Here is a 21,216-nt window from a genome sequence, read left to right as displayed (position 1 = left end):
ACCGGAAGGCCGCAGGCCAGGGCCGGACGGAGAACCCCGGTCGCCTCGTAGGTCTCCGCGTGCCCCGACCGCGAACGCCGCTCTGTGCGCTCGGCGCGGCATCGGGTGCTCTATGCGGCTCTGTGCGCTCTGTGCGCTCTGTGCGCTCTGCGCGGCACTGCGTGCTCTACGTGCGCGCCCCCGGGGTCTTCGGGTCGGTGACGTCGATCAGCCGGCACACCGTCTCGATGTCGATGCGCACCTGCGCGATGGACGCGCGGCCGGACAGCCAGGTGATCAGCGCCGAGTGCCAGGTGTGCTCGATGACGCGGACCGCGGAGAGCTGCTGGGGTGTGGGATCGGTCAGTCCCATCGAGTCCAGGATGATCGCCGTCGTCTGACGGGACACCTGGTCCACCTCCGGCGAGACGCTGCGGTCGGCGAAGGTCAGCGCGCGCACCATCGCGTCCGCCAGATGCGGCTCGCGCTGCAGGGCGCGGAAGGCGCGCATCAGGGTCTCCGCGACGCGCTCCGCGGCGCTCTCGCCGGTCGGGGGCTTCTTGCGCAGCGTGCCGTGCATGTGCTCCAACTGGTCCTGCATCGTGGCGACCAGCAGATGCACCTTGGAGGGGAAGTAGCGGTAGAGCGTGCCGAGCGCGACCTGCGAGGACTCGGCGACCTCCCGCATCTGCACCGCGTCGAAGCCGCCCCGGCTGGCCAACTGCGCGCTCGCGTGCAGGATGCGGCGACGGCGCGCCTCCTGACGTTCGGTGAGAGGTGAGTGCGCCGGGCGCTGTGGGGTGGCATCCGCAGACATGGGTCCCGCTCCGGTCCGTTCCGTGACGGTCGTGGTGACCGTCGGTGAGGGGGCGGTGATCATGCGACTCGGCAGAGCGGCCGGCCCCTGCCGGTCGTGGCGTGAATCACCTGATCCACTGCTCTCAGCGCTCCTACCTGCCGGTAGATTCAGAGCCTCCCGAACGATCAAGTCTGAAACTTGTTCTACATTAGCGTCCCGTCGTAGTCTCGCGGGACAATGCAGGCAGAAGGGGGCCCGGAGTGACCGCTGAGGCCAGTCAGGCGGGGTCCCGGCGTGACCGTGCTTCCGACGGCGAGCGACCGCTCAAGATCGCACTCCTCACCTATAAGGGGAACCCGTTCTGCGGGGGGCAGGGCGTCTACGTACGGCATCTGTCGAGGGAGCTCGCCCGGCTCGGGCACAGCGTCGAGGTGATCGGCTCCCAGCCCTACCCCGTGCTCGACCCGGGGCAGGAGGACCGGGTCACGCTCACCGAACTGCCCAGCCTCGACCTCTACCGCCAGCCGGACCCCTTCCGCACGCCCGGACGGGGCGAGTACCGGGACTGGATCGACGCCCTCGAAGTGGCGACGATGTGGACCGGCGGGTTCCCCGAGCCGCTGACGTTCTCCCTGCGGGCCCGCCGCCATCTGCGCGCCCGCCGCGGGGAGTTCGACGTCGTCCACGACAACCAGACCCTGGGCTACGGACTGCTGGGCGACGTCGGCGCACCGCTGGTCACCACCATCCACCACCCCATCACCGTCGACCGGCAGTTGGAGCTGGACGCCGCCGAGGGACGAGGGCGACGCCTCTCGGTGCGCCGCTGGTACGCGTTCACCCGGATGCAGAAGCGCGTGGCGCGCCGGCTGCCGTCCGTGCTCACCGTCTCCGGCACCTCCCGGCAGGAGATCGCCGACCACCTCGGCGTCCGCGACGACCGCATCCACGTCGTCCACATCGGCGCCGACGCCGACCTGTTCTCGCCCGACCCGTCCGTGGCCGTCGTGCCGGGCCGGATCGTGACCACGTCCAGCGCGGACGTCCCGCTCAAGGGCCTGGTCTTCCTCGTCGAGGCGCTGGCGAAGGTGCGCACCGAGCACCCGGACGCCCATCTCGTCGTCGTCGGCAAGCGCCCCCAGGAGGGGCCGGTCGCCCAGGCGATCGAGCGGTACGGCCTCGAAGGCTCCGTCGAGTTCGTCAAGGGCATCTCCGACGCCGAACTCGTCGACCTGGTGCGCTCGGCCGAGGTCGCCTGCGTGCCGTCGCTGTACGAGGGCTTCTCCCTGCCGGCCGCCGAGGCCATGGCCACCGGCGCCCCGCTGCTCGCCACGACCGGCGGGGCCATCCCCGAGGTCGCCGGGCGCGACGGGGAGACCTGTCTGGCCGTGCCGCCGGGCGACGCGGGCGCACTGGCCGCGGGCCTCGGCCGGCTGCTGGCCGACCCCGCCCTGCGGGCCAGGCTCGGCGCGGCCGGCCGGCGACGCGTGCTGGAGCGGTTCACCTGGGCGCGGGCAGCCGAGGGGACCGTCGCCCGGTACCGCGAGGCGATAGCCGACGGCGGCCGTGCACGGGTCGCCCCGGCCTCCGACGCCCACGGCGCCTCCGAAGCCCCCGAAGCTCACCGGACGTCCGCGGCCCCGCTCGCCGCCGGCGCCCCCGAGGCCGTCGGGACCGTCGAGGCCGTGGCGACGGCCGACGTCGTATCCGAAGCATCCGATCGCGAAAGCAGGGCCACGTGCTGACCGTCGACTTCTCCCGGTTCCCGCTCGCCCCGGGCGACCGAGTCCTGGACCTCGGCTGCGGGGCCGGGCGGCACGCCTTCGAGTGCTACCGGCGCGGCGCGCAGGTCGTGGCCCTCGACCAGAACGCCGAGGAGATCCGCGAGGTCGCCAAGTGGTTCGCGGCGATGAAGGAGGCCGGCGAGGCCCCCGAGGGCGCCACCGCGACCGCCATGGAGGGGGACGCGCTCGCGCTGCCCTTCCCCGACGACTCCTTCGACGTCGTGATCATCTCCGAGGTCATGGAGCACATCCCCGACGACAAGGGCGTCCTCGCCGAGATGGTGCGGGTCCTCAAGCCGGGCGGACGCATCGCGATCACCGTCCCGCGCTACGGCCCCGAGAAGGTCTGCTGGACCCTCTCCGACGCCTACCACGAGGTCGAGGGCGGCCACATCCGCATCTACAAGGCGGACGAACTCCTCGAGAAGATCCGCGAGGCCGGCCTCAAGCCCTACGGCACCCACCACGCCCACGCGCTGCACTCCCCGTACTGGTGGCTGAAGTGCGCGTTCGGCGTCGACAACGACAAGGCGCTGCCGGTGCGGGCGTACCACAAGCTGCTGGTCTGGGACATCATGAAGAAGCCGCTGGCCACCCGGGTCGCCGAGCAGGCTCTCAACCCGCTGATCGGCAAGAGCTTCGTGGCCTACGCGACCAAGCCGCACCTGCCCGCGGTGGACGCGCGGTGACCACTCCCCGGACAGAACACCTGGTCCTGCCCGGGGTCCTCACCGCAGGGCAGGCCGCCGCGACCGTCGCCGGCATCCTCGCCGTGCAGCGGGAGGACGGGGCCATCCCGTGGTTCAGGGGCCACCACCTCGACCCCTGGGACCACACCGAGGCCGCGATGGCCCTGGACGCCGCGGGCGAGCACGAGGCCGCCGCACGCGCCTACGCCTGGCTGGCCCGGCACCAGAACGACGACGGCTCCTGGTACGCCGCCTACGCCGACGGCGCCCACGACGACGTCACCGACCGGGGGCGCGAGACGAACTTCGTCGCCTACATAGCGGTCGGCGTCTGGCACCACTACCTCTCCACCGGCGACGACACCTTCCTCGACCGGATGTGGCCGAGCGTGTACGCGGCGATCGAGTACGTGCTGCGGCTGCAGCAGCCGGGCGGACAGATCGGCTGGCGGCGCGACGACGACGGCACGCCCACGGCCGACGCGCTGCTCACCGGCTCCTCCTCGATCCACCAGGCGCTGCGCTGTGCGCTCGCCATCGCCGAGCAGCGCGAAGAGGCGCAGCCCGACTGGGAGTTGGCGGCCGGCGCGCTGCGGCACGCGATACGACGGCATCCCGAGCGGTTCCTCGACAAGGACCGCTACTCGATGGACTGGTACTACCCGGTGCTGGGCGGCGCGTTGACCGGCGCGGAGGCCAAGTCCCGCATCGAGGCGGAGTGGGAGCGGTTCGTGGTGCCGGGCCTCGGTGTGCGGTGCGTCGTGCCCAATCCGTGGGTGACGGGCGGAGAATCGGCCGAACTCGCCCTCGCGCTGTGGGCGATGGGCGAGTCCGACCGGGCGCTGGAGATCCTGCAGTCCATCCAGCACCTGCGGGACGCGGACTCGGGGCTGTACTGGACCGGGTTCGTCTTCGAGGACGAGGCGATCTGGCCCCTGGAACTCACCACCTGGACGGCGGGGTCGTTGCTGCTCGCGGTCGCGGCCCTCGGCGGCCACGAAGCCACCTGCGCCGTGTTCGGCGGCGAGCAGCTTCCCGCAGGACTCGAAGCGGACTGCTGCGCCTGAGGGGACTGTTGCACCTCGGGCGCGGACTGCCGCACCCTGACGCCCCCGAGCGCGGACCGCCGCACCTGACGTCCCCGAGCGCGGACCGCGCCCGGGGACGCAGGCGGGGACGTCAGTGGCGGTGGACGCGGTTGGCGATGGCGTGGCCGACGAACAGGTACACCACCGCCGCCAGACCGTAGCCGGCCACGACCCTCGCCCACGCCTCGTCGAACGTGAAGAGGTCACGGGACCAGCCGGCCAGCCAGTTGGCGGCGTGATGCACGAACTGGACGAGGTCGTTGCCCCGGTTGGCGTCCAGCAGGTACATCAGGATCCACAGGCCGAGGATGACAGCCATGACGTCCGCTACCACCGCGATGACCGTTCCGGCGGAGTTGGAACCACTGCGATATCGAGACATGTTCTCCGGATTGCCGTTCGATTCCGGATGAAACCTCGGGCCGCCCGGCACGGAACCGGCCGCGTCAGGAGTTGAGTTCCGCCAGCACCCGCAGCGTCGTCGGGTCCGGTGCGACCGCCAGCAGATCCGTCACCGGGCCCTTGCGCCACGACTCCAGCCGCTCGGCGATGCGTTCGCGGGGGCCGACGAGGGAGATCTCGTCGGCGAAGGCGTCCGGCACCGCGAGCACGGCCTCCTCGCGGCGGCCGGCCAGGAACAGGTCCTGCACCCGCCGGGCCTCCTCCTCGTAGCCCATGCGCGCCATCAGGTCGGCGTGGAAGTTGCGGGTGGCGTGCCCCATGCCCCCGATGTAGAAACCGAGCATCGCCTTCACGCCCAACAGGCCCTCGCCGACGTCGTCGCAGACCTTGACCCGGGCCAGCGGGGCGACCCGGAAGCCCTCCGGCAGCTCCGCCACCGCCGGGCCGTAGGCGTCCGGCCGGTTCGGCGACCAGTACAGCGGCAGCCAGCCGTCGGCGATACGGATCGTCTGGGCGACGTTCTTCGGCCCCTCCGCGCCCAGCAGCACCGGAAGGTCGGCGCGGAGGGGATGGGTGATGGACTTCAACGGCCGCCCGAGGCCCGTCGCGTCGGCGCCGCGGTAGGGGTGCGTGTGGAAGCGGCCGTCGAGTTCCACCGGAGCCTGGCGCCGCAGCACCTGCCGCACGACGTCCACGTACTCCCGGGTCGCCGTCAGGGGCGACTTCGGGAACGGCCGGCCGTACCAGCCCTCGACGACCTGCGGGCCGGACAGCCCCAGCCCGAGCATCATCCGGCCGCCGGAGAGGTGGTCCAGGGTCAGCGCGTGCATCGCCGTCGTGGTGGGGGAGCGGGCCGCCATCTGCGCGACCGCGGTGCCCAGCCTGATCGTCGACGTCCGAGCGGCGATCCAGGTGAGGGGGGTGAAGACGTCCGACCCCCACGACTCCGCCGTCCACACGGAGTCGTAGCCGAGCCGTTCCGCCTCGCGGGCCAGCTCCACATGGTCGGGGGAGGGGCCGCGCCCCCAGTAGCCGAGCGCCAGACCGAGCCGCATGCCCGCCTCCTGACGGTGTGTCAGACAGAGAGGGCGACTGTACGACAACGGCCCCCCGCCCGGAAGGGCGAGGGGCCGTGCACGCCGTGGTGCGGAGCGGGGCTCAGCCGCGCTGGATGCCGGAGGCGTCCCGCAGAACGCCGCGCCGGCCGTCCTGCGTCTGGGCGACGAGACCCTGAGCGCCCTGCTCGACGGCCAGGTACCAGGTGCCGGGGGCCAGTTCGGCGATCGGCGTCGGCGCGCCGTCCTCCGCGTACAGCGGACGCGGCACCGGCACGGCGAACCAGAACGGCGAGAAGTCCCCGCCGGACGGCTGCGCCGGAGCCGGCTGGCCGCCGCCGAACGACTGCGGACCCGGCTGGCCGGGCTGCCCCTGCGGCTGACCGCCGAACGCCGACGGCTGCGGGGCGCCCGGGTAGCCGTAACCGGCGGGCGGCTGCGCGCCGTACGGCTGCGGGGCCTGCGGCCTGGGCGCGGGGACGAGAGCGGCCTGCAGGGCCGGGACGAGCGGGGTGGCGACAGCGGCAGCGGCGAGCAGCAGGGTGGCGACCAGGGCCAGGATCAGGCCCGCGCCGGCGTCGGGGCTGTTCGAGCTGTCACCGACGTTGTCGTAACCGCCGGACGGGTCGAAGATGTTGCCGAGCGCGCTCCAGGCGGCGAAGACCGTGAAGGCCACACCGAACTGGCGGAGTTCCAGGCCGACCACCTTCGGCGGCTGCGGAAGCGCCCGGCTGACGACCACGAGTGCGGCGCCGATGATGCCCGCGAGAACGACGCTGAACAGGACAGGCCCGCTGCCCCAGAGGTTCGGCAGGTCGTAGCTGTCGGGGATCCCGTCGATCGAGTAGTTGTCCAGGAACGACGCGATGAACAGCAATACCGCTGCTCCGATCACCACGCCGTCGCCTCGAGTGAGGGAGCGGATATTCACTTCAGGTCCTTCGTCAGTCGTCTCGTCGTCGGTACACGCATGCACATAGCGGTAGAGGCGTCGCTGTCACCATGTCGCCGTCAGGCCCCGGTGTGAAGCGCGGGGGTGGCCCCTCATCGTAAGAACGACACTATCGTCCGCACGATCGCCCTGTCCGCCGGGATCAGCGCCCTGATCACTACCCGCGCAGGAAACTCACGATTCCCTCAGAGATCCCCTGCGCAGCCTTCTGCCGCCAGGCGCCGCTGGTCAGCAGCGCCGCGTCCTTGGTATCGCGCATGTTGCCGCACTCGATGAACACCTTGGGAACCGTTGACAGATTGAGACCGCCCAGGTCCTCACGCGTGACGAGACCGGTGCCGTCGCCGACGTAGTTGGACGGCGAAGTGCCCGTGGAGCGGGCGAAGTCGCCCGCGATCAGCTTTCCCAGCGCCTTCGACGGAGCGACGACGGCCCGGGTGTCCGCCAGGCCCTCGTGCACCGTGCCGGGCAGGATCACATGGAAGCCGCGCTGCCCGGCCCCGGCGCCGTCCGCGTGGATCGACACGACCGCGTCGGCGTGCGCCGCGTTGCCGATCCGGGCACGCTCGTCGACGCACGGGCCGAACGGCCGGTCCGCGTCCTGCGTCAGCTTCACCGTGGCGCCCTGCTCCTGGAGCAGCGTGCGCAGCCGGTGCGCCACGTCCAGCGTGAACTTCGCCTCGCTGTAACCCGCGTTCGTGGACGTGCCCGTGGTGTCGCATTCCTTCCAGTTGGTGCCGATGTCGACCTTGCGGTTGATCTCGGAGGGGTGGTCGACGTTGGCGGGGTTGTGCCCGGGGTCGACGACGACGACCTTGCCCTCGAGAGGAGCGGCCGCCCGGCTCGGCGACGCGGCCGGCGTGTTCGGCTTCGCGTCCCCGCCGGCCGGGACCGTTGCGCGGGTGCTCGAGGAGGCGCCCGTCCCGGCCGACCCGCCTCCCGTGCCCCCGCTTCCCGAGGCGCCCAGTGCCTCGTACGCCAGCCACCCCAGGAGCGCCCCGGGCACCAGCAACGTCAGCGCCACCGTCAGAGGACGCCGCAGGCGCGAACGGCGCGGCTGCGGGGAGCCGAGGCGGCCGGACGGCCCGAAGGGGTCGGCGGGGTCGGAGTGCGGGCCTGGGTACGACACGCCTGCCACCCTAGCGGGCGCCTCTAGCGCGTCACCTCCGCCGACGCGTACTCGGTGCCCCGGGGGGCGAGGCAGACGAACCAGTTGTACGGGGAGCTGTCGACCGTGCGGACGGTCGGGGCGTCGGCGCGGACGCCGGTGGTCGCGGGGACCCTGTCGATCACGGTCTTCGTGCCGTTCTTCCAGGTGCACGTCACCTGTCGGGCGGTCTTGGCCACCTGGCCGATCACCAGCCGCTCGGACTTCTCGCCGTAGGCGCCGAGCCGGTACGCGAGGGCGTAGACCTTCTCGCCCGAGAGGGCGTCGCCCTTCCCGGTCAGACCGTGCAGCGCCATCACCGTGCGGGCGGTCGCCTCCTCCCCGATGCTGCGGTGCACGAAGTAGGCGCTCTTGCCGACCAGATCGGCGGCCGTGCCCACGCCCGCGGGAAACTGGTCGTACTCCGCCATCGCGTTCATGGTGGCCCTGGCGTCCTGAACGTCGATCGGCGCCGGCCAGACGTCGAGGGTGACCCGCCACTCCTGGCCCCCGTCCGTGCCGCTCGCCAGGGTGACCCGGTTGTGCGGCTGGAACGGCGTCGGCGTCTCGGCGACCCGCTCCGTCACCGCGGGCGTCGCCCGGTCCCCATCGCCGCCCGGCAGTCCGGTGACCGCCAGCGCCCCCGTCGAGCCGACGACCACCAGGGCGGTGGCCGCGGCGACCGCCCAGCGGCGGGCTCTGCGCCGGCGGCCGCCGCGGATCAGCGCCTGGGTGGGGGCTATGCCGATCTCCACCCCGTCCGCGGCGCCGGCCAGCAGGAAGGCGATGTCGTGTGCCGCCATGTCGTGGTTCGTCTCCCGGTCCGCGCCCATCACTTCCGCCCTCCGTACATCACGCCGTCCGCCAGTTCCGGTATGGCGCGGAGCTTCGCGATCCCCTTGGCTGCGTTGCTCTTCACCGTGCCCACGGAACAGCCCATCGCCTCGGCCGTCTGCGTCTCCGTCAGGTCCTCCCAGTAGCGCAGCACCACCGCCGCCCGCTGCCGTGGCGGCAGCGCGGCCAGCGCCCGCAACAGGGTCTGCCGGTCGTCGGCCCGCGCGATCAGGTCGCCGGGGGCCGGGGTCTCATGGGCGAGCCCCGGCCCGTCGTCCCTAGGGGCGAGCAGCTCGCGGAGCTTCCTGCGGTGCCTGCGGGCGTGGGCGTTGATCATCACGCGCCGTACGTACGCCTCCGGCTCGTCCGCCGCGCCGACTCTGCGCCAGGCGACGTAGACCTGTTCCAGCGTCGACTGGACCAGGTCCTCCGCGGCGTGCTGTTCCCCCGTGAGGAGAAAAGCCGTGCGCATCAGCCGAGCCCAGCGGCCTACGACGAAAGCCTGGAACTCCGTGGCCCTGTCCTGCTCCCGATCCCCCATGAGCACCTCCTAGATGTTCAAAGGAGGCCATGAGAGGCCCGGATCGTTGCCTCAGCGGGCCGGGTTTCTCCGCGGCAGCCACAGCAGCATCAGCACCGCCCCCGCCAGCAGCACCCCCGTGCCCGTGCGGAACGCCAGGGCGTACCCCTCGGTCAGCGCCTGCGGAGTGCCGCGGCCCGCGGTGCGGGAGGCGGCCAGCGCCGACAGCACCGCAAGGCCCAGCGAGCCGCCCATCGTGCGGGCGGTGTTGACGAGGCCGGACACCAGCCCGGCCTCGCCCGGCGCGGCCCCGGACGTGGCCAGGGAGGCGAGCGGGGTCGAGCCCAGGCCGCCGCCCAGCATCATCAGCACGCCCGGCAGCATGATCCCGGCGACGTACCCGTCGTCCATCCGCATCGTCGACTGCCAGCCGAACCCGGTCGCCGCCAGCAGCGTGCCCAGCACGGCCACCGTGCGGGCCCCGGTGGCGCGCATCAGCCGGGGGGCGATCTTGGAGCCGACGACGATGGCCAGGGAGCTGGGCACCAGCGCCAGCCCCGCCTCCAGCGGGGTGTAGCCCAACGCGTTCTGCAGGTACAGGGTGAGGAAGAACCACATCGAGAACATGGCCGAGCCGTTCACGAACATGGCCGCGTTCGCCGCCGACACCGTCCGCAGCCGGAACAGACCGAGCGGCATCAGCGGGGCCGCCGTCCTGGCCTCCACCACGAGGAACAGCGCGACCAGGGCGAGCCCGGCGGCCAGCGGCACGAGGGCGGCCGGCGCCGCCCATCCCTCGGACTCGGTCTGCGAGATGCCGTAGGCCAGGGTGGCGAGGCCGGCCGTGACCAGCAGCGCGCCCGGCAGGTCCAGGCGCCGTCCGTCCCCGGCCCGGCTCTCGGCGAGCCAGCGCAGCGAGCCGGCCAGCACGAGCACGCCGACGGGCACGTTGATCAGCAGTACCCAGCGCCAGGACAGCAGGTCGACAAGCCCCCCGCCGACGAGTCCGCCGGCGGCCCCGCCGCCCGCGCCGACCGCCGTCCAGGTCGCGATGGCCCGCGCCCGCGCGGCGCCCTCGGGCACGGCCGCGGTGACGATCGTCAGGGTGGCAGGGGCCAGCACCGCGGCGCCGATCCCCTGGACGGCCCGGGCGAGCAGCAACTGCCAGCCGCTCTGCGCCAGGCCGCCGGCCAGCGAGGCCAGGGTGAACAGGGCCAGCCCGGTGAGGAACATCCGCTTGCGCCCGTAAAGGTCGCCGGCCCGGCCGCCGAGCAGCATGAAACCGGCGAAGGCCATGGAGTAGGCGTTCACCACCCACTGCAGCCCGGAGGAGGTCATGCCGAGGTCCGCCCGCATCGACGGCAGGGCCACGTTGACCACGGAGACGTCGAGCACGACGAGGAACTGTCCGGCGCAGGCGAGCGCCACGAGCAGCCAGGCGGGGGGAGCGGTGCGGGGGGATCTCCGGGCGCGGGCGGTGGCGGCGGTATCCAGCATGAGCGTCATGGTCTCAACCGGGTTGTGCCCCTTGCATCGGTTTTTCGACCTAGGTCCGCGGACGCGAGTCGGAGTCCAGGGCGGACGCGAGTCGGAGTCGAGGGCGGACGGAAGTCGGAGTCGAGAGCGGGGCGGGAGTCTGAGTCGGGGTCGAGAGCGGGTGGGGAGTCGGAGTCAAGAGTGGGCGGGAGTCGGGGTCAAGAGAAGATAAAGAAATCGTTAGTACGCCGAAGCATCGGAATAGTTGCCCGTGCATACAGGTTCAGCTCCCATGTAATCGCCGAACCACCGCCCGGAGGCACCCCCTCATGACGCACACGACCACCGACCGGCCCACCCGCGAGGCGAGCGGAGCCGTGGTCCCGGTCCTCGCCTTCGCGGGCATCGTGGTCGCGGTGATGCAGACCCTGCTCGTCCCGGTCATCAAGGACCTGCCCCAGTTGCTGGGCACCTCGCCCAGCAACGCCACCTGGGTCCTGACCTCGACCCTGCTCTCCGGCGCCGTGGCCACCCCGATCATGGGCCGCCTCGGCGACCTGTACGGCAAGCGCCGCCTGCTCATCGCCAGCCTCGCCGTCATGGTCGTCGGCGCCCTGGTCAGCGCGCTCACCAGCGACCTGATCACCATGATCGCCGGCCGTACCCTCCAGGGCTTCGCCATGGGCGCGATCCCGCTCGGCATCGGCCTGATGCGGGACATGCTGCCGCGCGAGAAGCTCGGCTCGGCGATGGCCCTGATGAGCTCCTCGATCGGCGTCGGCGGAGGCCTCGCGCTGCCCCTCGCGGCCCTGATCGCCCAGCACGCCGACTGGCACGCCCTCTTCTACGGCGCCGCGGGCCTCGGCGCGCTCGCCATCGTCCTCACCCTCGTCGTCGTCCCCGAGTCCCCTGCGCGCGCGGAGGGCACCTTCGACGTCCTCGGCGCGATCGGACTCTCCGCAGGCCTCGTGCTGTTCCTGCTGCCCATCACCAAGGGCAGCGACTGGGGCTGGACCTCCGGCACCACCCTCGGCCTGTTCGCCGCCGCGGCCGTCGTCCTCGTCCTGTGGGGCGTCATGGAACTGCGCGTGAAGGCCCCGCTGGTCGACCTGCGCACCACGGCCCGCCCGGCCGTCCTCTTCACCAACCTGGCCTCGATCATGGTCGGCGTCTCCTTCTACGTCGTCTCCCTGGTCCTGCCGCAGCTGCTCCAGCTGCCGAAGGCCACCGGCTACGGCCTCGGCCAGTCGATGGTCGTCGCCGGCCTGCTCGTGGCGCCGCTCGGCCTGACGATGATGGTCACCGCGCCCGTCTACGCCCGGCTGTCCGCCAAGTACGGCCCCAAGGTCACCCTGATCCTCGGCATGCTGATCATCGCGATCGGCTACGGCGCCGGCCTCGGACTGATGAGCGCCGCCTGGCAGAGCCTCGTCATCGCGGTCGTCCTCGGCGCGGGCATCGGCCTCGCCTACTCCTCGCTGCCCGCGCTGATCGTCGGCGCGGTCCCGGCCTCCGAGACCGGCGCGGCCAACGGCCTCAACACCCTCATGCGGTCCATCGGGACGTCGGTGTCCAGCGCCGTCATCGGCATGGTGCTCGCCAACACCGCGAACGACGTCGGCGGCGTCGCCGTGCCGACCATGCACGGCTTCCGCGTCTCCTTCCTGATCGCCACCGCAGCCGTCGCGATCGGCCTGGTCCTCGCGCTGTTCCTGCCCCGGCAGCAGCGCCCCTCGGACGCCCCGCAGCTGCGCGCCAGCAGCGAGGAGGACGCCGTGCTGGAGCGTGCTGAGGAGGTCCTCCGTGGCTTCCGCGGCCGGGTGCTGGACGCCCACGGCGTCCCGGTCGCCCGCGCCAGGGTCACCCTCATCGACCGCCGCGGCCGTCAGGCCGGAGCGACCCTCTCGGAGCCGGACGGCAGCTACGCCCTCGCCGTCCCGGCCCAGGGGCCCTACGTCCTCGCCGCGAAGGCCGTCGGCCACGGTCCCCTGGCGAGCTCCGCGACCCACGAGGGCGATGCCCGCCCGGTGGACCTGGACCTGGCCCTCCCGGGCGAGACCGTCACGGCCTGACCGTCACGGCCTGACCGTCACGGTCTGTCGGCCGCGGTCCGACGGCCAGGGTCTGACGGCCACGGCGTGATCGCCTTGGTCTGACGCCCGCGCTCGGGCGGCGGCGCTCCGGCGCACTCCTCTCGCACACGCACCCCCTGGCGCGTCGCACGCGTCGCACGCATCGCACACGCACCCCCCGTCGCGCGGTCGACGGGGGGTGCGGTCGTGGCGCCCCACGCCGTTTCCGCACCCCCTGTCACCCGCGTCGCCCGGGGTGGGGCAGCATGGGCGGGCTCATTCGTTCGTCCGTCGGAAGGACCCCCATGCCCGCGGTGCCCCAGCCCGAGATCCTGGCCGCGTTCGAGGCGGCGAAGGGGTTCATGCCGCTCGACGAGGGGCTCGCGCTGTACGCCGCCGCCGTCGAGGCGGGCAGGCTCGGGAAGCCGCTGCTCGAGATCGGCACGTACTGCGGGCGCTCGGCGATCCTGCTCGCGGACGCGGCCCGCCGCACCGGGGTCAGCGCCCTCACCCTCGACCACCACCGGGGCAGCGAGGAGCAGCAGCCCGGCTGGGAGTACCACGACCCGGAGACCGTCGACCCCGAGATCGGTCTCATGGACACGCTGCCCGCCTTCCGCCGCACCCTGCACCGGGCGGGTCTGGAGGAGCACGTCGTCGCCCTGGTCGGACGGTCGCCGCAGATCGCCGCGTTCTGGAACACGCCCCTCGGCCTGGTCTTCGTCGACGGCGGCCACACCGACGAGCACGCCGCCTCCGACTACGAGGGCTGGGCGCCGCACGTCGCCGAGGGCGGGCTCCTCGTCATCCACGACGTCTTCCCCGACCCGGTCGACGAGTTCACCGGCCAGGCCCCCTACCGCGTCTACCTGCGCGCCCTGGCGTCAGGGGCCTTCACGGAGGTCTCGGACACCGGCTCGCTGCGGGTGCTGCGACGGACCGGCGCGGGCGTCTAGGGCGACCGCCTCCGCCGGCGGCGGTACACCACTGCCAGGACGACGACGGCCAGGGCGCCCGCGGCCCAGGCCCAGGCGTACCGGTACGGCGGGGCGGGCGAGGCGTCGAGCGGGATGACGGCGACGTCGTTGGCCGGGTTGCGGTCGTACGGGTTGACCGTGCGGACGGTGCCCTGCGCCCCCGCGACCTGCCGGTCGATGCGGATGTGGAAGTCGATGGCGGTCGTGCCCCCTTCGTGCCGCACCTCGAAGAACGGGTCGCGGCCGATGTCGCAGACGAACGCCCCGCCGGGCTTCTCCGGCCGCTCGCAGGCCCACTTCCCGCCGTCCTCCTCGAAGCGGTACGGGACGGAGGTGACCGTGGTGCCCTCGGGCGGGACCACCTCGAAACGGCCCGGCTCCTCGTCGCCCGTCATCCGGCCGGGGCCGAGGTCCTCCAGCCCGAGCCGTACGCGCACCGTGTCGCCGACGCGGCCCCGGACGGTCGCGGTCACCGGACGGTAATCGACCTGCACGGTGGTGGACACGGCGACCCTGCCCCTGCTGTCGCCGATGTCCTGGGCGGAGGTCCGGACCAGGCCGAGCGGGGGGCCGACGCCCCGCACCGTGTGGCCGGCGGGCCTGGACGGCGCGGACGACCAGGAGTAGGTCACCTCTCCGGTCAGCGTTCTGGGCCCGGTGACGGTGTAGACCAGCGGGGCGTCGGCGGCGTAGGCGGCGCCCGGAGCGGCCTTCGTGGGGAACGTGCACCATGCGGAGGTGGGCGCGGGCCCCGCGTAGAAACAGTTGCTGTGCAGCGCGGTGAGCGTCAGCCCCTCCGACGCGCCGACCTGGAGGGCGACGCCCTGATCCGCCGGGAAGCGGGTGTGGTTGGCCAGGCGTGCCGTCACGTTCGCGGACTTCCCCGGCGCCAGCCCGCTCACGTTCTTCTCCTCCCCGGGCGCGGAGAGCCTCGGACCGCCGACGGTCATCCGGGTGGTGCCGGTGACGGCGGACGCGTTGTCGGCGGTCGCGGTGTACGTGACCGTCCCGCTGTCGCCCGGCTCGACGCCGTCCACGCCGCGGAGGGAGAGGGGGGAGTAGCTCTCGCCGTCGCCGTTCTGCAGGTCGCCGTACTCACACGTGAAGACCGGGCCCTCGGCCTCGCACATCGTCGTGTCACGGACCCTGGCGACGCCTGCCAGCCCCGACGCGTCGATCACCACCCTGACGTTGCGGGCCGGTTCGCCGCCCTTGCTCGGCTGGACGTAGACCGGGACGACGAAGCCGTCGTTCGTGGCTCCGGCCCCTTCGTCGGCGCTGTACATGACGTAGGTCCCCACGGTTTCGAACCGCATCGCGACCCGGCCGGCCCCTTCGGCCGCGACCGCCACCGGTACGGCGGCCGGGGTTACGGCGGCCGGGGTTACGGCGGCCGGGGTGGCGGCGGTCGTGAACACGGCGGTGGCGGACACGGCGGTCGTGAGCACGGCGGTGGTGAAAGCCGCTGTGAGCAACGCCAACGGTCCGGTCGCCCGCCCGAGGATCCGTATCGGTAAGGACATGCGGGCACTATGCCAGCGGCGGCCCGGACCGCTACAGCCAACCCTGTTGCCGGGCCTCGCGCATGGCCTCCATGCGGTTGCGGACGCCCGTCTTGCCGATGGCGGAGGAGAGGTAGTTGCGGACCGTGGACTCCGACAGGTGCAGCCTGTCCGCGATGTCGGCGACCGTCGCACCGTCGGCGGAGGCGTTCAGGACGTCCCGCTCGCGGGCGGTGAGCGGGTTCGGGCCGGCGCCCAGCGCGGCCGCGGCGAGCGCCGGGTCCACGACCGTCTCACCGGCCAGCACCCGGCGGATCGCCTCCGCCAGCTCCTCCACCGGGCCGTCCTTGACCAGGAACCCGGCGGCTCCGGCCTCCATGGCACGGCGCAGATAGCCGGGCCGGCCGAACGTGGTCAGGATCAGCACCCGGCAGTCGGGCGCCTGCTCGCGCAGCTCGGCGGCGGCGTCCAGGCCGCTGATGCCGGGCAGCTCGATGTCGAGGAGAGCGACGTCCGGGCGGTGGAGCAGGGCCGACTCCACGATCCGGTCGCCCGCGCCGACCTGCGCGACCACCTCGATGTCGGCCTCCAGACCCAGCAGCAGAGCCAGCGCTCCGCGCATCATTCCCTGGTCCTCGGCGAGCAGCACCCGGATGCACTTGGCGGGGCGTCGGTCGCGGGGCATCTCGTTCACGGGCCCACCCGGCATCTCGGTCACGGCCCAAGATTAGGGCCGCCGACCACAGAGCGCGCCCCGTGCGAGGACTCCGGCGTGACGGAGGACCGGCTGCCCTGGCTGCCCGTCGCGCCCAGGCCCGCCTGCGCCCCTCGGCTGCCCTTCGCGCTCTCGTCGTCCCTCGCGCCCAGGCCTGCCTTCTCTCCTTGGCTGCCCTTCGCGCGCTCGTCGTCCCTCGCGCCCGGGCCCGCCCCCGCGCTCTCGTCGGACACCGTCCCCGCCGCGCTCCCGCCAGGGTCCGTGTCCCCGCCTTCGCCCCGGTACCCGTCCCCGTCAGGGTCCACCGAGGGGACGCTGTCCGCGTCAGCCCGGGTGTCCGCGTCAGCCCGGGTGTCCGCATCAGCCCGGGTGTCCGCGTCCACCCTGGTGTCCGCCGGCAGCTCCGCCGTGATCCGGAAGCCGCCGCCCGGTCCCCGGTCCGCCGTCAGTGAGCCGCCCGCCGCCGCCAGACGCTCGCGCAGCCCGGTCAGTCCGGTGCCGCCGCGTGCGCAGCAGTCCTCGACGTCCTCGTCCTCGCCGAGGCCGACCCCGTCGTCCGTCACCGTCAGCCGAACCCGGTCCGGGGCGCCGGAGACCGTGATCGCACACCGGGTGGCCGCACTGTGCCGGACGACGTTGGTGACCGCCTCGCGCACCACCCAGCCCAACAGCGCGGCGGTCTGCGGCTCCAGCGGCGGGCCGGAGCGGTTCACCGTCGGTTCGACGCCCGCCGCCGACAGGGCCGAGCGGGCCCGGTCCAGCTCGGCGGCCAGACTGCCCTCGCGGTAGCCGGTGACCGCCTCGCGGATCTCGGTCAGAGCCTGACGGCCGACCGCCTCGATGTCCGTGACCTGGGAGAGCGCCGCGTCCATGTCGCGCGGCGCCAGCCGTCGGGCCGCCTCCGATTTCACCACGATCACCGAGAGGGTGTGGCCGAGCAGATCGTGCAGGTCACGGGAGAACCGCAGCCGCTCCTCCTCCACCGCCCGCCGGGCCAGTTCCTCGCGGGCGGCGCGCAGCTCCCGCACCGCCTCGGAGAGGGAGAGGATCGCGGCCGTGACCATCGTCGAGAGCCAGGTGGCGTAGGCGATGGTCAGAGCGCTGCCCCAGCTGTCGTGGACGACGGAGACCGCACCCGCCAGGACGGCCGCGGCGGTGCCCAGCCCGCGCAGCCGGGGTCCGCGCAGGACCGCGCCCGTCGCGAGGCCCAGCAGCGGGAAGAACAAAAGCCAGTTCCCGCCGTAGCCGAGGGCGAGAGCGCAGGTCACGAGGGCCAGCAGCACCAGCGCCACCCGTGTGGACACCGCGTCGCGGCTCTCCTTGGCGAAGGCACGGAAAGCGACGTAGATGTAGAGCGAGTTGAACGTCAGCAGCCCGAGGCCGCCGATCCACGGATTGGGCGTCTCGCCCTGGAAGAGATGGGAGAGCGCGCCCATCCCCATCAGCAGCCAGGGCAACAGGGAGAAGCCGTTGGGCGGCGGACCCGGGTCCTCGGGGACCGAGACCCGCCCGGACTTGCCGGCGGCCTTCAGCTCGGCCCTGCGGCGGTTCTTGTCCTCCTTCCAGCGCTGTTGCCGCTCGCGTCCCGTCCGCAGCTCCGAGCGCCAGGCCGCCGTCCGGCAGCCGAGTGCGCTTCGCCACCGCGCCGGTGATCTCCTCATGGTGGTGTCCCCCGGTTCGTCGTTTCCGTGGGCCGCCCATCATGCCGGGGCGGCGTGTCTCCGACGCTACGTTTCCGGGGTCGTCCGCGGCAGAGCCGGATGTACGGACCCGTGCGGGACAAATGTCATCGGCCGCAGCGCCCGACATCTGCATCTGACATGCCGTCAGGTGTCTTCACAACTCCGGAGGCCTGGGCTATACAGGGGGTCGCCGCGCTGGAACGCGTTCTAGATCTGCTCGCTCGGGCGGGTTCCGCGGCCCCGTGACGACCTCGGTGCGGCCGATCGGTGCGGACGGCCGTGCCGAGGTCTCCGAACGACGCGATCGAACCAGCCGATCCAGTGATCCAATCGAACCAGCCGATCCGATCGATCAGGACCGATCCGACACGATCCGATTGTGATCCCGTGCGATCCGTTGATCGCGACGGATCCGAACGATCAGGAGCTCCATGCCCATCGACGCAGCCAAGGCGCTCGCCGCCGAACCCCGGACCGGCGAGATCGCCTGGGACCGCCGGGACGTCCAGCTGTACCACCTCGGCATCGGCGCGGGTGTCCCGGCCACCGACGCCGACGAACTGCGCTACACCCTGGAGTCCCGGCTGCACGTCCTGCCGAGCTTCGCCACCGTCGCGGGCTCCGGCTCACCCGGCGTGATCAGCTCGCTGTCCATGCCCGGCATCGAGGTCGACCTCGCCCGGGTCCTGCACGGCGGCCAGCGCCTGGAGATCCACCGGGCCATCCCGGCCGAGGGCCGGGCCACCGCCACCGGACGCATCGCCGGCGTGTACGACAAGGGCAGCGCCGCCGTCCTCGTCATGCGCACCGAGGTCGCCGACACTGACGGGCCCCTGTGGACCAACGACGCCCAGATCTTCGTCCGCGGCGAGGGCGGCTGGGGCGGGGACCGCGGCCCGTCCGCCCGGCTCGAGCCGCCCGCCGGCGAGCCCGACAGGACGATCGAGCGGGCCCTGCGCGAAGACCAGGCGCTCCTCTACCGCCTCTCCGGCGACTACAACCCGCTGCACGCCGACCCCGAGTTCGCGAAGCTCGCCGGATTCGACCGGCCCATCCTGCACGGCCTGTGCACCTACGGCGTCACGCTGAAGGCGATCGTCGACACCCTGCTCGACGGCGACGTCGGCCGGGTCCGCTCCTACGCCACGCGGTTCGCCGGAGTGGTGTACCCCGGCGAAACCCTGCGCATCCGGATGTGGCGCGGGGCGGGCGAGGTGCGGGCGGCCGTGAGCGCGATCGAGCGCGACGACGCGGCGGTCCTCGCCGACACCGTCGTCCAGCACTCCTGAACCACCCACCCCGCCCGGCAGGGGAACGGTCCGCCAAGAAGACGCCGCCCGTCACACCGCCCGTCCAACCGCCCGTCACACCGCCCGTCAGGGGTCCGAGGGGAGCCGCACCATGCGCGCAGCCGTACTTCAGGAGATCGGCCAGGAAAAACTGGAGGTCCACGACGACGTCGAGGCGGTGGGCTTCGGCCCCGGACGGGTCAGGATCCGGGTACGGGCCACCGGGCTGTGCCACTCCGACCTGTCCGCGATGGGCGGGGTGCTGCCGCAGCCCGCGCCCTTCGTGCCCGGCCACGAGGGCGCGGGCGAGATCATCGAGGTCGGCGAGGGCGTCACCCGGGTGAAGCCCGGCGACCGGGTCGTGGTCTGCTGGCTGCCGGCCTGTGGCGCCTGCCCCGCCTGCAAACGCGGCCAGACCGAGCTGTGCCTGGCCGGCTTCATGAACGCGGGCACCCCCAACTTCCGCCGCCCGGGCGGCGACGTGTTCGGCTTCGCCGGCACTGGGACCTTCGCCGAGGAGGTCGTGGTCGACGCCGGCTGCGCCGTCCCGATCCCCGACGACGTCCCCTTCGACATCGCCGCCCTCATCGGCTGCGGAGTGACCACGGGACTGGGCGCCGCCCTCAACACGGCGGACGTGGAAGCCGGTTCGTCGGTCGCCGTCATCGGCTGCGGAGGCGTCGGCGTCTCCGCGATCCAGGGCGCGCGGCTCAAGGGCGCCGCCGAAATAGTCGCCGTCGACCCGGTCGCCTCGCGCCGGGAGGCCGCCCTGCGGTTCGGCGCCACGAAGGCCGTCTCACCGGACGAGCTGCCCGGCACGAAACAACTGGTCACCGGCGGGGAGGGGTTCGACTACGTCTTCGAGGTCGTCGGCCGCTCCGCCACCGCCCGCACCGCCTACGAGAACACCCGGCGCGGCGGCACCCTCGTCGTCGTCGGCGCGGGCGCCCTGGACGACTTCCTCCAGCTCAACATGTTCGAGCTGTTCTTCGACGAGAAGCGGATCCTGCCCTCGATGTACGGCGGCGGAGACGTCCTGCGCTCCTACGAGCGGACGATCGCCCTGTGGCGGGCCGGCCGCATCGATCTCGAGGGTCTGATCACCCACCGCGTGGCGCTCACCGAGATCAACGAGGCGCTGGACCAGATGCGCACCGGTGCGGCGCTCCGTACGTGCATAGAGATCTGAGAGGCGGCCGTCCGGATGTCACCGTCATCGCCACTGTCACGGCCTCTTGAGGGGCTGACCGCGATCGTCACGGGCGCCGGCCGCGGGCTCGGGCGCGCCGAGGCGCTGGAACTGGCCCGGCTGGGCGCGGCCGTCGTCGTCAACGACTACGGACAGCCCGGCCGTGACGGCTCCGGCGAGGCATCGGCAGGGCCGGCGCAGGAGGTCGCGGCGGAGATCCGGGCCGCGGGCGGCGCCGCGCTCGCCCACACCGGGGACGTGTCCGACTTCCGGCAGGCCCGCGAACTCGTCGGCGCGGCGATCGCCGAGTTCGGCACGCTGGACGTCGTCGTCAACAACGCGGGCATCCTGCGCGACCGCATGGTCTTCTCCATGGCGGAGGAGGAGTGGGACTCGGTGATCCGGGTCCATCTCAAAGGCCACTTCAACACCACCCGTTTCGCCGCCGCGCACTGGCGTGAGCGTTCCAAGGCGGCCGGCGCCCCGGTGTACGGGCGGATCGTGAACACCTCGTCGGAGGCATTCCTCGCCGGCTCCGCGGGGCAGCCCAACTACGCGGCGGCGAAAGGCGGAATCGTCGGCCTGACGACCTCCACGGCCCTCGCGCTCGCCAAGTACGGCGTCACCGCCAACGCGATCTGTCCGCGGGCCCGCACCCGGATGACGGCGGACGTCTTCGCCGGTTTCGAGCCGCCCGCCGACGGGCTCGACCCGCTCGCCCCCGAGCATGTCGCGCCGCTCGTCGGCTACCTGGCGTCACCTGCCGCCGCGCGGATCAACGGGCAGCTGCTCGTCGTGCACGGGGGCGTCGTCGCGGTCGTCGAACGGCCCCGGGTGGCGGCGAAGTTCGACAGCAAACAGGACGCGTTCAGCTTCGACGAGCTGGACGCCGTCCTCGGCGGGTACTACGCGGACCGGCCGGACGGCGAGACGTTCGCGGCGGCCGAGGTGCTGGGCCTGCGACGCGGTTGACGGCCACCTCGAGAAGCGGTGCGCGTGCGCACGGGGCCCGGACGCGGGCACTGCACGCACGGGGGCCCGGACGTCCATGGACGTCCGGGCCCC

Annotated in this window: 18 protein-coding genes and 1 pseudogene; 8 read left to right on the top strand and 11 right to left on the bottom strand. The window is 72.8% G+C overall.

The annotated features are described in order from the left end of the window. Positions 1–166: 166 nt before the first annotated feature. On the bottom strand, positions 167–796 hold the full coding sequence (locus tag ACN6LD_RS34270) for a TetR family transcriptional regulator (protein WP_445045203.1): 630 nt from the start codon (positions 794–796) through the stop codon (positions 167–169). 242 nt (positions 797–1,038) lie between these two features. Between ACN6LD_RS34270 and ACN6LD_RS34265 the strand changes: the two genes are divergently transcribed. Genes ACN6LD_RS34265 through ACN6LD_RS34255 form a run of 3 tightly spaced genes read left to right on the top strand, consistent with a single transcriptional unit; the run spans position 1,039 to position 4,318 of the window. Next, complete coding sequence (locus ACN6LD_RS34265; protein WP_445045202.1) at positions 1,039–2,523, top strand: glycosyltransferase family 4 protein; 1,485 nt, start codon at positions 1,039–1,041, stop codon at positions 2,521–2,523. Beyond that, complete coding sequence (locus ACN6LD_RS34260; protein ID WP_445045201.1) at positions 2,517–3,251, top strand: class I SAM-dependent methyltransferase; 735 nt, start codon at positions 2,517–2,519, stop codon at positions 3,249–3,251. Before ACN6LD_RS34265 ends, ACN6LD_RS34260 begins: the two co-directional genes overlap by 7 nt. Continuing rightward, on the top strand, positions 3,248–4,318 hold the full coding sequence (locus tag ACN6LD_RS34255; protein WP_445045200.1) for a prenyltransferase: 1,071 nt from the start codon (positions 3,248–3,250) through the stop codon (positions 4,316–4,318). Before ACN6LD_RS34260 ends, ACN6LD_RS34255 begins: the two co-directional genes overlap by 4 nt. Before the next feature lie 112 nt (positions 4,319–4,430). Here ACN6LD_RS34255 and ACN6LD_RS34250 read toward each other — a convergent pair whose 3' ends face one another. From ACN6LD_RS34250 to ACN6LD_RS34220, 7 genes are all read right to left on the bottom strand, one after another. Then, positions 4,431–4,721 (bottom strand): hypothetical protein, encoded by a 291-nt coding sequence (locus ACN6LD_RS34250; protein ID WP_057583141.1) that lies wholly within the window; start codon positions 4,719–4,721, stop codon positions 4,431–4,433. A 64-nt stretch (positions 4,722–4,785) separates the two neighbouring features. Then, positions 4,786–5,796 (bottom strand): LLM class F420-dependent oxidoreductase, encoded by a 1,011-nt coding sequence (locus ACN6LD_RS34245; RefSeq protein ID WP_319191753.1) that lies wholly within the window; start codon positions 5,794–5,796, stop codon positions 4,786–4,788. Between the two features lie 103 nt (positions 5,797–5,899). Then, positions 5,900–6,727, bottom strand: a complete 828-nt coding sequence (locus ACN6LD_RS34240) for a DUF5336 domain-containing protein (RefSeq protein ID WP_079041564.1) — start codon at positions 6,725–6,727, stop codon at positions 5,900–5,902. Between the two features lie 178 nt (positions 6,728–6,905). After that, positions 6,906–7,877 carry an N-acetylmuramoyl-L-alanine amidase gene (locus ACN6LD_RS34235; RefSeq protein WP_445045199.1) on the bottom strand — a complete coding sequence of 324 codons (972 nt, stop codon included), beginning with the start codon at positions 7,875–7,877 and terminating at the stop codon, positions 6,906–6,908. A gap of 23 nt (positions 7,878–7,900) precedes the next feature. Then, a complete protein-coding gene (locus tag ACN6LD_RS34230) occupies positions 7,901–8,728 on the bottom strand; it encodes a hypothetical protein (protein WP_445045198.1) in 828 nt (275 codons plus the stop codon). Next, positions 8,728–9,270, bottom strand: a complete 543-nt coding sequence (locus tag ACN6LD_RS34225) for a SigE family RNA polymerase sigma factor (protein WP_319191757.1) — start codon at positions 9,268–9,270, stop codon at positions 8,728–8,730. Before ACN6LD_RS34225 ends, ACN6LD_RS34230 begins: the two co-directional genes overlap by 1 nt. 51 nt (positions 9,271–9,321) lie before the next feature. Beyond that, positions 9,322–10,755: an MFS transporter gene (locus ACN6LD_RS34220; RefSeq protein ID WP_445045197.1), complete on the bottom strand. Its 1,434-nt coding sequence runs from the start codon at positions 10,753–10,755 to the stop codon at positions 9,322–9,324. A gap of 299 nt (positions 10,756–11,054) precedes the next feature. Here ACN6LD_RS34220 and ACN6LD_RS34215 point away from each other — a divergent pair, with 299 nt between their 5' ends. Both ACN6LD_RS34215 and ACN6LD_RS34210 read left to right on the top strand, forming a co-directional pair. After that, the gene (locus ACN6LD_RS34215; protein WP_445045196.1) at positions 11,055–12,797 is read left to right on the top strand and encodes an MFS transporter; all 1,743 of its coding nucleotides are present in this window, start codon (positions 11,055–11,057) and stop codon (positions 12,795–12,797) included. Positions 12,798–13,102: 305 nt separating this feature from the next. Then, the gene (locus tag ACN6LD_RS34210) at positions 13,103–13,753 is read left to right on the top strand and encodes a class I SAM-dependent methyltransferase (protein ID WP_319191763.1); all 651 of its coding nucleotides are present in this window, start codon (positions 13,103–13,105) and stop codon (positions 13,751–13,753) included. On the opposite strand, the gene ACN6LD_RS34205 is transcribed toward ACN6LD_RS34210, so the two are convergent. The 3 genes and pseudogenes from ACN6LD_RS34205 to ACN6LD_RS34195 form a co-directional block, all read right to left on the bottom strand. Continuing rightward, positions 13,750–15,297 (bottom strand): hypothetical protein, encoded by a 1,548-nt coding sequence (locus ACN6LD_RS34205; protein WP_445045195.1) that lies wholly within the window; start codon positions 15,295–15,297, stop codon positions 13,750–13,752. The two genes, ACN6LD_RS34210 and ACN6LD_RS34205, sit on opposite strands and share 4 nt — an antisense overlap. Positions 15,298–15,328: 31 nt before the next feature. Then, positions 15,329–15,961: a response regulator transcription factor gene (locus ACN6LD_RS34200; RefSeq protein ID WP_319191779.1), complete on the bottom strand. Its 633-nt coding sequence runs from the start codon at positions 15,959–15,961 to the stop codon at positions 15,329–15,331. Positions 15,962–16,380: 419 nt separating this feature from the next. After that, positions 16,381–17,652: pseudogene (locus tag ACN6LD_RS34195) on the bottom strand (sensor histidine kinase); the annotation flags it as partial. 452 nt (positions 17,653–18,104) lie between these two features. On the opposite strand from ACN6LD_RS34195, the gene ACN6LD_RS34190 reads away from it, so the two are divergent. The 3 genes from ACN6LD_RS34190 (at position 18,105) to ACN6LD_RS34180 (ending at position 21,123) form a co-directional block, all read left to right on the top strand. Beyond that, entirely contained in the window at positions 18,105–18,962 is an 858-nt protein-coding gene (locus tag ACN6LD_RS34190) for a MaoC/PaaZ C-terminal domain-containing protein (protein WP_445045194.1), read from the top strand. Positions 18,963–19,074: 112 nt separating this feature from the next. Further along, complete coding sequence (locus ACN6LD_RS34185) at positions 19,075–20,151, top strand: Zn-dependent alcohol dehydrogenase (RefSeq protein WP_319191769.1); 1,077 nt, start codon at positions 19,075–19,077, stop codon at positions 20,149–20,151. 15 nt (positions 20,152–20,166) lie between these two features. Further along, entirely contained in the window at positions 20,167–21,123 is a 957-nt protein-coding gene (locus ACN6LD_RS34180) for a 3-oxoacyl-ACP reductase (protein ID WP_445045193.1), read from the top strand. Positions 21,124–21,216 lie beyond the last annotated feature (93 nt).

It is taken from the genome of Streptomyces sp. SAS_272, from assembly GCF_052543235.1.
This window is presented reverse-complemented; position numbering and strand designations above follow the sequence as displayed.